Here is a 14,327-nt window from a genome sequence, read left to right as displayed (position 1 = left end):
ATCAATTTTCATTATTTTAAAATCTAATCCTGATAGTTATCGGGACTAAAATCATAAATCTCATATGAGTTTATCAACCACAAGTATAAGAAGACCAGTATTAACAATTGTTTTAAATCTTGCAATTGTATTGTTTGGTCTTATTGGATATAGCTTTTTAGGCGTAAGAGAGTTTCCGTCTATTGATCCGGCACAAGTTTCTGTACGTACTAATTATACAGGAGCAAATTCAGACATTATAGAATCTCAAATTACTGAACCTCTAGAAAAAGCAATTAATGCCATTGACGGAATTAGAAACATTACTTCGTCGAGTGTACAAGGGAGTAGTAATATTACAATCGAGTTTAATCTTGATAAAAATCTAGAAGAAGCGGCAAACGATGTTCGTGATAAAGTATCACAAGCCGTTAGAAGTTTACCTCAGGATATAGATGCTCCGCCTGTTGTTTCTAAGGCTGATGCCAATGGAGAATCCATTATTTCGATGACAGTTCAAAGTGATACACGAAGTGCGCTTGAACTGAGTGATTATGCAGAGAATGTTATTTCGCAGCGATTAGAAACAATTCCGGGAGTAAGTGCAGTTCAAATTTGGGGACAAAAACGTTACGCCATGCGTTTATGGATTGATCCTATAAAACTGGCTGCGTATGGTTGTACCGTATCAGAAGTTCGTAATGCCTTAAATGCACAAAATGTTGAGTTACCTTCTGGAAAATTAACAGGAAACAATACAGAACTTACAGTAAAAACGGTTGGAAATTTATCTAAACCTGAAGAGTTTAATAATATTATTATTCGTTCAGAAGGTGAAAAAATAGTTCGTTTTAGCGATGTTGGTAATGCCGAATTAGGTCCGGAAAATACCGAAACAAAATTAAGTCAATCAGGACTTCCTATGATAGGTCTTGCAATTGTACCTATGCCAGGAGCTAATTACCTTGATATCTCCAAAGAATTTTATAAAAAATACGATGCTTTAAAGAAAGATCTTCCTAAAGATATTAAGCTTGACATTGCAATAGATAGCACACTTTTTGTAAAAAAATCTGTTTTGGAAGTTGCCGAAACATTATTGATATCTATAGTTTTGGTTATCTTGATTATCTTTTTGTTTTTTAGAGATTGGGCAATCGCATTTAGACCTTTAATAGATATTCCAGTTTCCTTGATAGCAACATTTTTTATCATGTGGCTTTTTGGATTCTCAATAAACGTATTAACATTACTTGCAATTGTTTTGGCAACGGGACTTGTGGTCGATGACGGAATTGTGGTAACGGAGAATATCTTTAAGAAAGTCGAAGAAGGAATGTCGCCTATTGAAGCTGCAATTAAAGGATCTAATGAGATTTTCTTTGCTGTAATTTCTATTTCGATAACGCTTGCAGCCGTATTTTTACCAGTAATCTTCTTAGAGGGATTTGTTGGTCGATTGTTTCGAGAGTTTGGAGTCGTCATTGGAGCGGCAGTATTAATTTCGGCTTTTGTGTCCTTGACCTTAACACCTATGTTAAATGCATATTTAATGAAAGGTGGCGAACAAAAGAAATCGAATTTTTATCTTAAAACAGAACCTTATTTCGAAAGTTTAAATAAAGGATATGCTGATGCTTTAACCCGTTTTATGAAAAGAAAATGGTTGAGCTTTCCTATTATCGCCATTTGTTTTGGATTAATTTATTTGTTCTTTAGTATTTTACCAAAAGAAACTGCTCCTTATGATGATAGAAGTGCATTAGTTTTAAGTGTAACAACTCCCGAAGGTTCTTCATACGAATATACAGATCGTTTTATGCAAGAGCTAGGTCAGCTTATTGATGACTCTATTCCGGAGAAAAAAGTAAGTTTGGTAATCACTTCACCAGGTTTTGGATCATCATCTGTAAACAGTGGTAGAGTTAGGATTGCACTTAAAGAGCCAAACGAAAGAACCCGTTCTCAAAAAGAAATTGCAGAGAAATTAACAAAATGGACAAAAAAATATTCTGAAGCAAAAACCTCGGTAACAGAGCAGCCTACAATTGCTGTAAATAGACGTGGAGGATTGCCAATACAGTATATTATTCAGGCTCCAACCTTCGAAAAACTACGTGAAAAAATTCCGTTGTTTATGGACGAAGCCAATAAAAATGATACTTTTTCGGTTACAGATGTGAACTTGAAATTTAATAAACCCGAAATTAATGTAAGTATCGATCGTGAAAAAGCCGAAAGTTTAGGTATTTCTATTATCGATATTGCACAAACATTACAGCTTTCTTTAAGTGGGCAGCGTTTTGGATATTTTATTAAAAACGGAAAACAATATCAGGTAATTGGGCAGTTTGACCAAAAAGACCGTTCGAAACCATTGGACTTAACTTCGATGTTTGTAAAAAACAAAAAAGGGCAATTAATACAAATGGATAACGTAGTTACGATTGAAGAACAAAGCAATCCGCCACAATTGTATCATAATAACAGATATATGTCGGCTACAGTTTCGGCTGGTTTAGCTCCAGGCAAAAGTATTAGCGACGGAATCGATGCCATGAACGAGATAAAAGCTAAAGTTCTTGATGATACTTTTACAACTGATTTAGGTGGAGAATCGCGAGATTTTGTGGAGAGTAGTTCGAATACTTCATTTGCATTTGGATTGGCTTTATTATTAATCTTCTTGATATTATCGGCACAATTTGAAAGTTTTATAGATCCGTTTATTATCATATTAACTGTGCCAATGGCAGTTGCCGGAGCATTATTCTCTTTATGGTTATTTAACCAAACTTGGAATATCTTTAGCCAGATTGGTACCGTAATGCTTATTGGTCTTGTTACCAAGAATGGTATCTTGATTGTAGAGTTTGCCAACCAATTACGAGAACAAGGCAAACCAAAATTAGAAGCAATACTAGAAGCTTCAGAAGCACGACTTAGACCAATCTTAATGACGAGTTTAGCAATTGCATTAGGAGCATTACCAATCGCAATGTCTCTTGGAGCAGCTTCTACAAGCCGTATAGGTATGGGAGTTGTAATTGTGGGAGGAACAATTTTCTCCTTAGTACTTACTTTATTTGTAATTCCTGCCATGTATTTAATGTGGTCTAAAGCACGTAAACATTACCCTGAGTTTGATCATATCGAAGAATATGAAAGAGATAGTAATAAATAATCTTTCGAACTTGCTTTAAATAAAAATAAGAACCACAAATCGCTTTTAAACAAAATTTTGATAGCTGATTTGTGGTAATAAAAATAAAAAACGATGTACACTAAAACTCTATTTAAATGCTTGGTTTTGTTTCTTTTTTGTATTGCAAAAAGCAATGCTCAAGAAGTTCTTACCATAGAAAATGCAGTAAAAATAGCATTAGACAATAATTTTGAAATAAAAATTGCGTCAAATAATTTAAAAATTAGCGAGACCAATGCTACAATTGGAAATGCAGGGATGTTACCAACAGTAACAGCTACTGTTGTAGATAATAACAGCATACAAAATAGCTCGCAAACACGCCAGGACGGAACATCAACTTCATTGAACAACGCAAAAAATAACAGTTTAAATTACGGTGTTGGATTAGACTGGACAATATTTGATGGTATGAGAATGTTTGCCCAATTAGATCAACTTAAAGAACTTCAGAAATTAGGTGATGCCGAATTGCGACGTACCATTTTAGTAAAAGTGGGACAGGTTAATTCTACTTACTACGATCTGGTTCAACAACAACAACAATTAGCCGCATTAGATACAACGATTGTAATTTCTAAGCAAAGATTGACTTTAGCACAAAACCGTTTTACTATTGGAAAAGCTTCAAAATTAGAGGTTTTAAATGCCCAGGTAGATTTAAACACAGATCAGGTTACATTATTGAGACAGAAAGAATCATATGCAAATGCCAAGATATTATTAAATCAGATTTTGGCTCGAGATTCTAAAATTGATTTCAGGGTTATGGATGATGTTACGGTAGACAATACATTGATTTTGGATAATTTATTAGAATTAGCCAAGAAACAAAATCCACAATTAGAATCGCAAATTATTAATTTAAGAATTGCCGAATTACAATTAAAGCAAGTAAAAGCAAATCGCTATCCTACTGTAAAATTAAATACAGGATATAATTTTTCTGAGAGTCATTCTAGTTTAGGATTTACAAGTGAATCAACTTCCCGAGGATTAAATTATGGTTTTAGCGCATCTTTAAACGTATTTGACGGTTTTAATCAACATAGAAATGAAAAAACGTCTAAGCTTGAAATTGAGAATACTAAATTTGCTTTAGAACAACAAAATCAAGTATTGAGTACGCAATTAGCAACGGCTTATCAAACGTATTTAACAAATTTGGAATTGATAAATCTCGAAGAAAATAACGAAGTAATAGCTAAACAAAACTTAGATATTACACTAGATAAATTTCGTATAGGAACTATTACAACACTTGAGTTTAGAACGGCACAGCTTAATTATGTAAATGCAAAAGTACGTTACAGCAATGCGCAATTTGAAGCTAAATTATCTGAAATTGCATTAAAAGAATTAGCAGGAAATATTAGTTTTTAAACTAAATTTGTTTCAAACACATAGCAAATGATATCATATAATACAAAAGACTGGTTTACCTTTATTTTTCATTTTCATAAATCAGATACTGTTAGGAAGTTGTTTCCTATCATGATTGCTATTGCAATATACGCGTCAACTGTTGGTTATCTGGAAATTTATTATTTTAAAATAACTAAAAACGATTATGTTCAGAATATTCCAATTATGCACGGAATGTTAGGTTTTGTAATTTCGTTACTACTAGTTTTTAGAACAAATACGGCATATGATCGCTGGTGGGAAGGAAGAAAGTTATGGGGAAACCTTGTAAATAATAGCCGAAATCTTGCTATTAAACTTTCGGCTATGCTAAAAGATGAAAATGATAGAAAATTTTTCAGAAAATTCATTCCGCTATATGCAGATATTTTGCACAAGCATTTGCATGATTCAGAAACAAGTAAACAACTTTTTGAAGACGTAGATTTAGAAATAGATCACCACAAACACAAGCCAAATCAGGTAAAGAGAATCATATTTCATAAAATAAATGATTTATACGATGCTAAAAAAATATCTGGTGAACAACTCATTATTTTAAATGATGAATTGCAAGCGTTTACAGATGTTTGTGGAGCTTGCGAAAGAATTAAAAACACGCCTATTCCCTACTCTTACAGTGCATTCATAAAAAAATTCATTTTCTTTTACATTATGACTTTGCCTTTTGGTTATTCTATTAGCTTAGGTTATTATGTTGCTCCTGTAGTTGTTTTTGTTTTTTATGTACTGGCGAGTTTGGAACTTATTGCAGAGGAAATTGAAGATCCGTTTGGTGATGATGAAAATGATTTACCTACCAAAAAAATAGCCGAAAACATTAAGAAACATGTCGAAGAGTTGATTTAATTAAACGTTAAATCTACTCTTCTTATAATTATTTTGCTTAAATTTAAAGTTCCGTCTTAAAATTTAAAAAGCAATGAATAATCAACGTTATTTAATCAATCCACTTCAACTATCAAAAGAGAAATCGTTAAAAACTCTTGTAGAAAACAGGACAATTTATAACTTGAATCATTGTGAGTTAAATATTTTTGAAACATACGAATCATCTACTTTAGTTCCTTTAAAATTTGATGATTTGGTCGTTACAAGTATGTTGAGAGGAAAGAAAATAATGCATCTCTTTGATGATCCCGAATTTGATTATTTACCAGGAGAAACTGTCGTAGTTCCTGCAAATGTAGAAATGAAAATCGATTTTCCAGATGCTACAAGAAATAATCCCACGCAATGTCTGGCTCTGGCAATTGAGCAATCTAAAATTACAGACACTTTAAATTTCTTAAACGAACGATATCCAAAAGAAGGAAAGGATATGTATTGGCAATTAAATTATCAGAATTATTTCTTTTATAATAATGTCGATATGGCTACTACAATCAATAAGCTTATAAAAGAATGTATGAGCACCTCGATAACCAAAGATGTTTTGGCAGATTTGACCTTGAAAGAATTATTGATTCGAATAATACAAACTCAAACGGTAAAATCTATTGACGAAGGAACAGTAATTCAGGCAAATAATCCAATAACAGAAGTTACAGAATTCATCAAGCAGAATTTAAAGGAAAACATGAACTTAAAAAGTTTGAGTGATAAAGCGTGTATGAGTACAGCTTCATTCTACCGTTTTTTTAAGAGGGAACTAGGAATGAGTCCGATAGAATATATATTGAATGAGAAAATAAAATGTGCCAAAAATTTATTGAAGAATCCTTCCATACAAATTAATGAAGTTTGTTATTTATCAGGTTTTGGAGACGCTAATTATTTTATCCGATTATTTAAAAAACACGAAGGTATTACACCAAAGCAATATCAGTTGTTGTTTATTAATTAGTCTTTTAAGGTTCAAAGGTTTTAAGAAAGGTACAAAGGCTTTAAGAAAGGTACAAAGGCTCTGAGGTACTAAGGTTCAAAGGTTTCTTATCGAAACGTGAACCATCTATCTTGTTATAGAAAAACTTTCCCACAATACAACCACAAACTTGTCCCCCTGACCTAGGAAGGGTCTCCGCAAGTAGCTCGAGAATTTAAGCAAGGTATAAAGTTGCAAAGGTTCTAAGGTTAAAAAAAAGGTGCAAAGAGGCAAAGGTTCTGAGGCGCTAAGGTTTCTTATCAAAACGTGAACCATCTATCTTGTTATAGAAAAACTTTCCCACAATACAACCACAAACTTGTCACCCTGACGCAGAAAGGGTCTCTGCTAGTAATTCAACAATTATTGCGCAAAAAAAAAGACGCACTGCGGTGCACCTCTACAAAAAACCTTTGTCCCTTTGTCCCTCAGAACCTTAGTACCTCATGAAATAATTCTAATCGGTTCCAAATCTTTCTCCTCATCTTCGGTGAAAATTCGGTATTCTATCTGGAATGTTTTCTTTAATGGTGTTTCCAATGAAAATCCGCCCACACCAAAAGCATCAATTACATTGAGAGTAAAATGGGCATGTTTCCAATATTCGAATAAATCTTTATCTACCCAAAATTCGGTATCTTCGATTGTACCAATACACACATCTCCCATTCGTTGGTAAAAACCTCCTTTTTCAAAACATTGCGGTTGTGTTCCTTCACAACATCCTCCAGCTTGATAAAACATTAAATCACCATGTTTTTCTTTTAATATATTTATCAATTCTATGGCTTTATCTGTGGCATCGATTCTTTTTATCATGATTTTGTATTTAAAAAAAGCAACAAACTTTATAATTATAAAGTTTGTTGCTTTCATGATTTAATTATGGTTTTGCAATCTCAAGCACTACCCTGCCCTCAATTTGTCCTTTTTTCATTTTGTCAAAAACATCATTGACATCTTCTAATTTTGCAGGAGTAATTGTTGCTTTTACTTTTCCTTCTACAGCAAATTCTATTGCTTCTTTCATGTCTTTACGTGTACCTACAATCGAACCGCGAATTGTAATTCTGTTTAAAACAGTATCAAAGATCGATAAATCAAAGTTTCCTGGAGGAAGTCCATTAAGAGCCATTGTACCTTTTCGTCTTAAAGTTTCAAGACCTTGCTTGAATGCTATAGGAGAAACGGCGGTTATTAATGCCCCATGCATTCCACCAACTTCCTTTTTTAAGAATTCTCCAGGATTTTGATTTTTTGCGTTTACTACTAAATCTGCTCCAAGTCTTTTGGCTAAATCAAGTTTATCATCGGCAACATCTATTGCTGCAACATGCATTCCCATTGCTTTGGCGTATTGTACACCAACGTGACCTAATCCTCCAATTCCTGAAATCGCTACCCATTCTCCGGGTTTAACTTCGGTTTCTTTAAGCCCTTTGTATACAGTTACTCCAGCACAAAGTATAGGAGCCATTTCCATAAAATTGACATTTGATGGTAAAAGTCCAACATATCTTGCATCGGCAATTACATATTCGGCAAACCCACCATCTACACTATAACCACCATTTTGTTGCGTATCGCATAAGGTTTCCCAACCTGTAATACATTGATCACATCCTCCACAGGCACTATAAAGCCATGGTACGCCAACAGCATCGCCTTCTTTTACATTTTTTACATCCTGACCTAGCGCAACAACATAGCCCACGGCTTCATGTCCTGGAATTAATGGCATTTTTGGTTTTACGGGCCAATCCCCTTCTATGGCGTGTAAATCGGTATGACAAACTCCGCTTGCAATGACTTTTACAAGGATTTCGTTTTTACCTGGTCGCTTAACTTCGACTTCTTCAATCTTTAAAAGAGAACCAAATTCTCTTACAACTGCGGCTTTCATTGTTTTTGGCAACATAATTTTATTTATTTGCAAGAGCAATAATTAATAGTTTATTGCTCTTTGGTTTATACAATTCTTTAAAAGAAACCTAATTTCTTTTTATCATAAGAAATCAACATGTTTTTGGTTTGGCGGTATTGTCCCAACATCATTTTGTGGTTTTCGCGACCTATTCCGGATTGTTTGTAACCTCCAAATGGTGCGCCTGCAGGATAAGAATGGTACTGATTTATCCAAACACGACCGGCTTGAATTGCTCTCGGAACCTGATAAATTTCGTGTGCATCACGTGTCCAGACTCCAGCGCCTAAACCGTACATGGTATCATTTGCAATAGCAATCGCTTCTTCAGTAGTTTTAAAAGTAGTTACAGCTAGAACTGGTCCGAAAATTTCTTCCTGAAAAATTCTCATTTTATTATTTCCTTTAAACAAAGTTGGCTTGATGTAGTAACCACCTTCTAAATCTCCTCCCAGGTTATTTTCTGCACCACCCGTAAGTAATTCTGCGCCTTCTTCTTTACCTAATTTTATATAAGAAAGGATTTTTTCTTTTTGCACTATCGAAGTCTGTGCACCAATCATCGTTGTTTTATCCAGTGGATTTCCTGCAATGATCGCCTCAGTTCTTTCGATTACTCTTTTAATAAATTTATCATAGATATCTTCATGAACCAATAATCGTGAAGGACAAGTACAAATTTCTCCTTGATTCAATGCAAATAAAACAGCGCCTTCTATGGCTTTGTCAAAGAAATCATCGTCATGATCGGCAATAGATGGGAAGAATATGTTAGGTGATTTTCCGCCTAATTCTAATGTAACCGGAATAATATTTTCGGTAGCATATTGCATTACTAATCGTCCTGTTGTTGTAGAACCTGTAAATGCTGCTTTAGAAACTTTTTTATTGGTAACTAACGGACGCCCCAGTTCGGCACCAAAACCATTTACAATATTTAAAACTCCCGGAGGAAGAATGTCGCCTATAAGCTCCATTAATACTAATATAGAAATCGGTGTGCTCTCAGCTGGTTTTAAAACGATTGTATTTCCCGCTGCAAGTGCTGGAGCTATTTTCCAGACTGCCATTAATATCGGGAAATTCCAAGGAATAATTTGAGCAACTACGCCTAATGGTTCGCTTAATGCGATAGAAACTGTTTGTGAATCTAGTTCGGCAATCGAACTTTCTTCGGCACGGATTACTCCTGCAAAATATCTGAAATGATCTATTGCCAATGGAATATCGGCTGCTAAGGTTTCACGGATTGGTTTTCCGTTATCAATTGTTTCTACAGTTGCAATATATTCTAGATTGTCTTCTATTTTTTGAGCAATCTTATTTAGTAAAATACTACGTTCTGTTACTGAGGTTTTTCCCCAGGTTTTAAATGCTTCATACGCTGTATCTACAGCCAGATCAATATCTTCTTTGCCAGAATGGGCTGCTTTTGTAAAGACTTTACCGTCTATTGGAGAAAGCACATCAAAATATTCTCCTTTTATAGGTGCTACAAATTTTCCGCCAATGTAATTATCGTATTTTGCCTTAAAGTCAGGTCTTTTTGCTAGAGTACTCATAAAAATATTTTTTTTGGATTCATTTCAAATTTACTTTCATTCTCTTGTAAAGAATAGCACAATTCATTCATCTGATAGCACAAAAAATGCAGATTTTCTTTTATAACTAAAATTTAATACTCTATTAGCAAAATATTACCATAAAAAATAAAGTATATTCAAAAAATATTGATTTATAATAAAGTAAAAACAGCTGTAAAAAACCAAATAAATTGTTTCCTACTACAATGTGCAATCCTTATATTTGTAAACTTATTCAAGAATAATATTACTCAAATGAAAATATCTTACAACTGGTTAAAACAATTCATTAAAATAGATTGGAAATCCGAAGAAACATCTGCTTTGCTTACTGACCTTGGTCTTGAAGTAGAAGTGGTTGAAAAATACCAATCGATAAAAGGAGGATTAGAAGGTATTGTTGTTGGGCATGTATTAACCTGTGTACAGCACCCTGATGCTGACCGATTAAAAGTTACAACTGTAGATTTAGGTTTAGAACATCCTGTACAAATTGTATGTGGGGCAGCTAATGTTGCTGCTGGACAAAAAGTGCCAGTTGCTACAATTGGTACTGTTTTATACGATAAAAACGGAGAATCTTTTACTATCAAAAAAGGAAAAATACGCGGACAGGAAAGCCACGGTATGATTTGCGCCGAAGACGAATTAGGTTTAGGAACTGGTCATGATGGAATTATGGTCTTAGACGAAGCTTTGAAACCAGGAACTCCTGCAGCTGAAGTTTTTAATATAGAAAATGATGAAGTTTTCGAAATAGGATTAACTCCCAACCGTGCCGATGCAATGAGCCACCTTGGTACTGCACGTGATTTACGTGCTGGATTATTACAAAGTGGTGTAAACGTAGAATTAATTACTCCGTCGGTTAGTAATTTTAGAGTTGACATGCGAACTTTAAAAATTGATGTTAATGTCGAAGAACCTTCTTTGGCACCTAGATACTGTGGTGTTACTATTTCTGGAATTACAATAAACGAATCTCCTAGCTGGCTACAAAACCGATTAAAAGCTATTGGGATTACTCCAAAAAATAATATTGTTGATGTTACAAACTATGTGCTACATGAATTAGGGCAACCTTTGCATGCATTTGATGCTAGTAAAATCAACGGGAAAATAATTGTAAAAACACTTCCTGCAGGTACTAAATTTATAACGCTGGACGATGTAGAAAGAACTTTGCACCAAGAAGATTTAATGATTTGTGACGAAAAAGGTCCGTTGTGTATTGCAGGGGTTTTTGGAGGAAAAAAATCTGGCGTAACAGATACAACAACTTCTATATTCTTAGAAAGTGCTTACTTTAATCCTGTAAGTGTTCGTAAATCGGCTAAAAGACATCAATTAAATACAGATGCGTCTTTTAGATTTGAAAGAGGTATTGACCCATCGATTACTGCGTATGCATTAAAACGTGCTGCTTTATTGATAAAAGAAATTGCTGGAGGAGAAATAACTTCTGATATTGTTGAGATTTACCAAAAGAAAATTGAAGATTTCTCTGTGTTTTTAAATTTCAGCCATGTTTCAAAAATTATTGGACAAGAAATCCCAAAAGATACCATTAAGAAGATATTAGTATCTCTGGATATTAAAGTTAATAGTGTTTCTGAAGCTGGTTTGGGATTAACAATTCCTGCTTATCGTGTAGATGTACAACGTGAAATTGATGTTATAGAAGAAATTCTAAGAGTTTATGGATATAACAATATTAATTTCTCTAAAAAATTCAATGCGACAGTTGCAAATTCGCCAAGAACAGAAGATTATAAAGTACAAAATAGTATTGCAGCTCAACTGAATTCACAGGGTTTTCATGAAATGATGGCCAATTCATTAACTACAGCTGCTTATGCTAATCTTTCGACTTTATTAAAAGAAGAGCATAATGTGACTATATTAAATCCTTTAAGTAATGATTTATCAGTAATGCGTCAATCATTATTGTTTTCAGGATTAGAAGCAATCTCATATAATGTTAACAGAAAAAACTCAGATTTAAAATTATTTGAATTTGGAAAATCATACCATAAATTTCTTAATGGTTATGAAGAACATAAACACCTTACTTTGTTTATTACTGGAAACAGAAATAAAGAGACTTGGACTAATGGATTACAATCTACAGATTTCTTTTTATTAAAAGGATATGTAAAAGGTGTAATCTCTAGATTAGGAATTGATAAAATCCTCAATATTCCAACACAATCAGATGTGTTTTCTGAAGGTGCTGCTATTGGATATGGTCATGATACTTTGGTAGAAATGGGAGTTGTAAAAAAATCAATTTTAAAGCACTTCGGGATTAAACAAGAAGTTTTTTATGCTGATTTTAACTGGGATTTAATTTTGAAAATAATTACAGGTAAAATAAAATATACCGAAATTCCGAAATACCCAGAAGTACGCAGAGATTTAGCTTTATTGATTGACAAAAATGTAACTTACGATAGTATTTACAATCTTGCTAAGCAAACAGAAAAATCTTTATTAAAAGATGTAAACTTGTTTGACGTGTATGAAGGTAAAAATCTTCCTGAAGGCAAGAAATCATACGCGTTAAGCTTTACCATTCAGGATAACACAAAAACGCTTACAGATGCTCAAATTGATAAAATCATGAGTAAATTGCAACAAAACTTTGAAACTGAACTTGGGGCAACCTTACGATAGTTAAAAATTGCATTATAAAAGAAATCCGCTAGAAAGAACATTTAATTCTCTAGCGGATTTTTTATTACTTAAATTCTATTAATTTTTCATTTGGCAAATCATATTCATACAAGACCCTGGTTTCATTATCTACATATAACCATTGCATTATGCTCGTGCGACTTTCAAATTCATTAGCGATGCCTAAAACCGTATAAGAATGCCCCTCCTCTTCTCTATCTTCTATTGAGTAAGTCAGATTTAAATTAGGATCTTTTAAATTAGCTTTTACAAGCTCACTTTTAGAATTTGCTAAATAGTATTCGACTAAAGTGTATAAATAATCTTTAAACTCAGTTGAGTACTTATCCTCCTCCTCTGCCCAATAATATTTTATTGGTTTTGGGTATTTTTTTCTAAATAAGGTTACGCTACCGTCTTTAACTTTTTTAGCACTTACAAACCATTCTGTAAAATCTCGTGTTTCTCCATCTCCTGAAATAAATACACTATCAATCTTCCATTTAAATTCATAAATATCACCCAGAGTATATTTAAGTCCTTCCTCGGAAGTTAAGTTAGACGTTAAAAATGTTACCTTGTTATTCTTTTTGATTTTAACATATGAATAATCTCCACCTTCATTAAACCCTGCATATTCGGCTACATCAGTATATACTTGTTGTAGTTTTAATTTTTCGCTTGGACGTATTTCACTTTTAAACTCGCTGGGTATTTTATTAATAGTATTCTTTGTGTTTGGAACTTCCTTTTGAGAAATCGAATCTGCTTTGGTGGCTACGTCGTTATTATCTTTGCAAGAAATTAATAATGTAAATAAGGCTAACGAATAAAATACTTTCATTTGGTTAATTTATGTTTTTGATGCTTACTAATATGTTATAGCAGCAAAAATAGGATTTTCCTTTATCTTTTCTCTTCCGTTTAAAAAAGATAGTTCCATTAAAAAATTACATTGTACAATTTCTCCACCTAGTTCATTAACTAAATCACAAAGTGCCTTGGCGGTTCCGCCTGTAGCTAACACATCATCGTGTATTAATACTTTATCTCCTTTTTTAATTGCATCAATATGCATTTCTAATGAATCTGTACCGTATTCCAAATCATATTCTGCCGAAATTACTTTATAAGGAAGCTTTTTTGGTTTCCTTACAGGCACAAAACCTGCATTTAATTTTTGCGCCAATAGCATTCCGAAGAAAAAACCACGACTTTCTGCTCCTATTACCTTGTCGATTTTTTGTCCTTTTAAAGAATCTAATAAAATCTGAAGACATTCTTCTCTGGCAATTGGGTCATTTAAGAGCGGAGTGATATCTTTAAATAAAATCCCCTCTTTTGGAAAGTCTTGAATATCACGGATGTAATTTTTTATCTGCATTTTTTTTTTAATTTTCTGTTGTTTATTGCTTGTATATCTCACATTTGTTTCTATCTTTGCACCCGCAATAAGTGCTCAACAAAGCTACGAAAAATTAGCCAATTGAAAACTAAAAAAGGCCTCGTGGCGCAACTGAATAGCGCACTTGATTACGGCTCAAGAGGTTACTGGTTTGAATCCAGTCGAGGTCACTACACAGCCAAAAGGCGCCAATTGAAGACAATTGGCGCCTTTTTTTCATCGCTCCTAATAATGTAAGTTTGAATCGTTTTGCTTATATTTTCTTT

At 33.5% G+C, this 14,327-nt stretch carries 10 protein-coding genes and 1 tRNA gene; 6 read left to right on the top strand and 5 right to left on the bottom strand.

Annotated elements, in window-relative coordinates:
• The first annotated feature begins 64 nt into the window (after positions 1–64).
• The 4 genes from OA93_RS04450 to OA93_RS04435 all read left to right on the top strand — a co-directional run bounded on the left by OA93_RS04450 (position 65) and on the right by OA93_RS04435 (position 6,455).
• Positions 65–3,163: an efflux RND transporter permease subunit gene (locus tag OA93_RS04450; RefSeq protein ID WP_039111941.1), complete on the top strand. Its 3,099-nt coding sequence runs from the start codon at positions 65–67 to the stop codon at positions 3,161–3,163.
• Positions 3,164–3,256: 93 nt separating this feature from the next.
• Entirely contained in the window at positions 3,257–4,567 is a 1,311-nt protein-coding gene (locus tag OA93_RS04445) for a TolC family protein (RefSeq protein WP_039111940.1), read from the top strand.
• A gap of 27 nt (positions 4,568–4,594) precedes the next feature.
• Positions 4,595–5,458, top strand: coding sequence for a bestrophin family ion channel (locus OA93_RS04440; protein ID WP_039111939.1), 864 nt, complete (start codon positions 4,595–4,597; stop codon positions 5,456–5,458).
• 73 nt (positions 5,459–5,531) lie between these two features.
• On the top strand, positions 5,532–6,455 hold the full coding sequence (locus tag OA93_RS04435; RefSeq protein ID WP_039111938.1) for an AraC family transcriptional regulator N-terminal domain-containing protein: 924 nt from the start codon (positions 5,532–5,534) through the stop codon (positions 6,453–6,455).
• Between the two features lie 462 nt (positions 6,456–6,917).
• Here OA93_RS04435 and OA93_RS04430 read toward each other — a convergent pair whose 3' ends face one another.
• From OA93_RS04430 to OA93_RS04420, 3 genes are all read right to left on the bottom strand, one after another.
• Positions 6,918–7,292 carry a DUF779 domain-containing protein gene (locus OA93_RS04430; RefSeq protein WP_039112151.1) on the bottom strand — a complete coding sequence of 125 codons (375 nt, stop codon included), beginning with the start codon at positions 7,290–7,292 and terminating at the stop codon, positions 6,918–6,920.
• A gap of 64 nt (positions 7,293–7,356) precedes the next feature.
• Positions 7,357–8,391 carry an alcohol dehydrogenase AdhP gene (gene adhP / locus OA93_RS04425; RefSeq protein ID WP_039111937.1) on the bottom strand — a complete coding sequence of 345 codons (1,035 nt, stop codon included), beginning with the start codon at positions 8,389–8,391 and terminating at the stop codon, positions 7,357–7,359.
• Between the two features lie 62 nt (positions 8,392–8,453).
• Positions 8,454–9,959: an aldehyde dehydrogenase family protein gene (locus OA93_RS04420; RefSeq protein ID WP_039111936.1), complete on the bottom strand. Its 1,506-nt coding sequence runs from the start codon at positions 9,957–9,959 to the stop codon at positions 8,454–8,456.
• Between the two features lie 276 nt (positions 9,960–10,235).
• Between OA93_RS04420 and pheT the strand changes: the two genes are divergently transcribed.
• Positions 10,236–12,656, top strand: a complete 2,421-nt coding sequence (gene pheT, locus OA93_RS04415; RefSeq protein WP_039111935.1) for a phenylalanine--tRNA ligase subunit beta — start codon at positions 10,236–10,238, stop codon at positions 12,654–12,656.
• A 64-nt stretch (positions 12,657–12,720) separates the two neighbouring features.
• Here the strand turns inward: pheT and OA93_RS04410 are convergent, their stop codons facing one another.
• Positions 12,721–13,500: a hypothetical protein gene (locus OA93_RS04410; RefSeq protein ID WP_052259375.1), complete on the bottom strand. Its 780-nt coding sequence runs from the start codon at positions 13,498–13,500 to the stop codon at positions 12,721–12,723.
• Between the two features lie 27 nt (positions 13,501–13,527).
• Entirely contained in the window at positions 13,528–14,052 is a 525-nt protein-coding gene (locus OA93_RS04405; protein WP_039112149.1) for an adenine phosphoribosyltransferase, read from the bottom strand.
• A 105-nt stretch (positions 14,053–14,157) separates the two neighbouring features.
• On the opposite strand from OA93_RS04405, the gene OA93_RS04400 reads away from it, so the two are divergent.
• A tRNA-Arg gene (locus OA93_RS04400) sits at positions 14,158–14,231 on the top strand.
• Positions 14,232–14,327: the final 96 nt, after the last annotated feature.

This window comes from Flavobacterium sp. KMS, from assembly GCF_000813005.1.
Classification (GTDB): domain Bacteria; phylum Bacteroidota; class Bacteroidia; order Flavobacteriales; family Flavobacteriaceae; genus Flavobacterium.
Note: the sequence above shows the minus strand (reverse complement) of the source record. Positions and strands in the feature narration are given on the sequence as shown.

Bases quoted from the DNA above. Each gene is read 5' to 3' on its own strand.
- OA93_RS04445 (WP_039111940.1), top strand. From the start codon at position 3,257: ATGTACACTAAAACTCTATTTAAATGCTTGGTTTTGTTTCTTTTTTGT.
- OA93_RS04420 (WP_039111936.1), bottom strand. From the start codon at position 9,959: ATGAGTACTCTAGCAAAAAGACCTGACTTTAAGGCAAAATACGATAAT.
- OA93_RS04435 (WP_039111938.1), top strand. From the start codon at position 5,532: ATGAATAATCAACGTTATTTAATCAATCCACTTCAACTATCAAAAGAG.
- OA93_RS04440 (WP_039111939.1), top strand. From the start codon at position 4,595: ATGATATCATATAATACAAAAGACTGGTTTACCTTTATTTTTCATTTT.
- pheT (WP_039111935.1), top strand. From the start codon at position 10,236: ATGAAAATATCTTACAACTGGTTAAAACAATTCATTAAAATAGATTGG.
- OA93_RS04410 (WP_052259375.1), bottom strand. From the start codon at position 13,500: ATGAAAGTATTTTATTCGTTAGCCTTATTTACATTATTAATTTCTTGC.
- OA93_RS04450 (WP_039111941.1), top strand. From the start codon at position 65: ATGAGTTTATCAACCACAAGTATAAGAAGACCAGTATTAACAATTGTT.
- adhP (WP_039111937.1), bottom strand. From the start codon at position 8,391: ATGTTGCCAAAAACAATGAAAGCCGCAGTTGTAAGAGAATTTGGTTCT.
- OA93_RS04430 (WP_039112151.1), bottom strand. From the start codon at position 7,292: ATGATAAAAAGAATCGATGCCACAGATAAAGCCATAGAATTGATAAAT.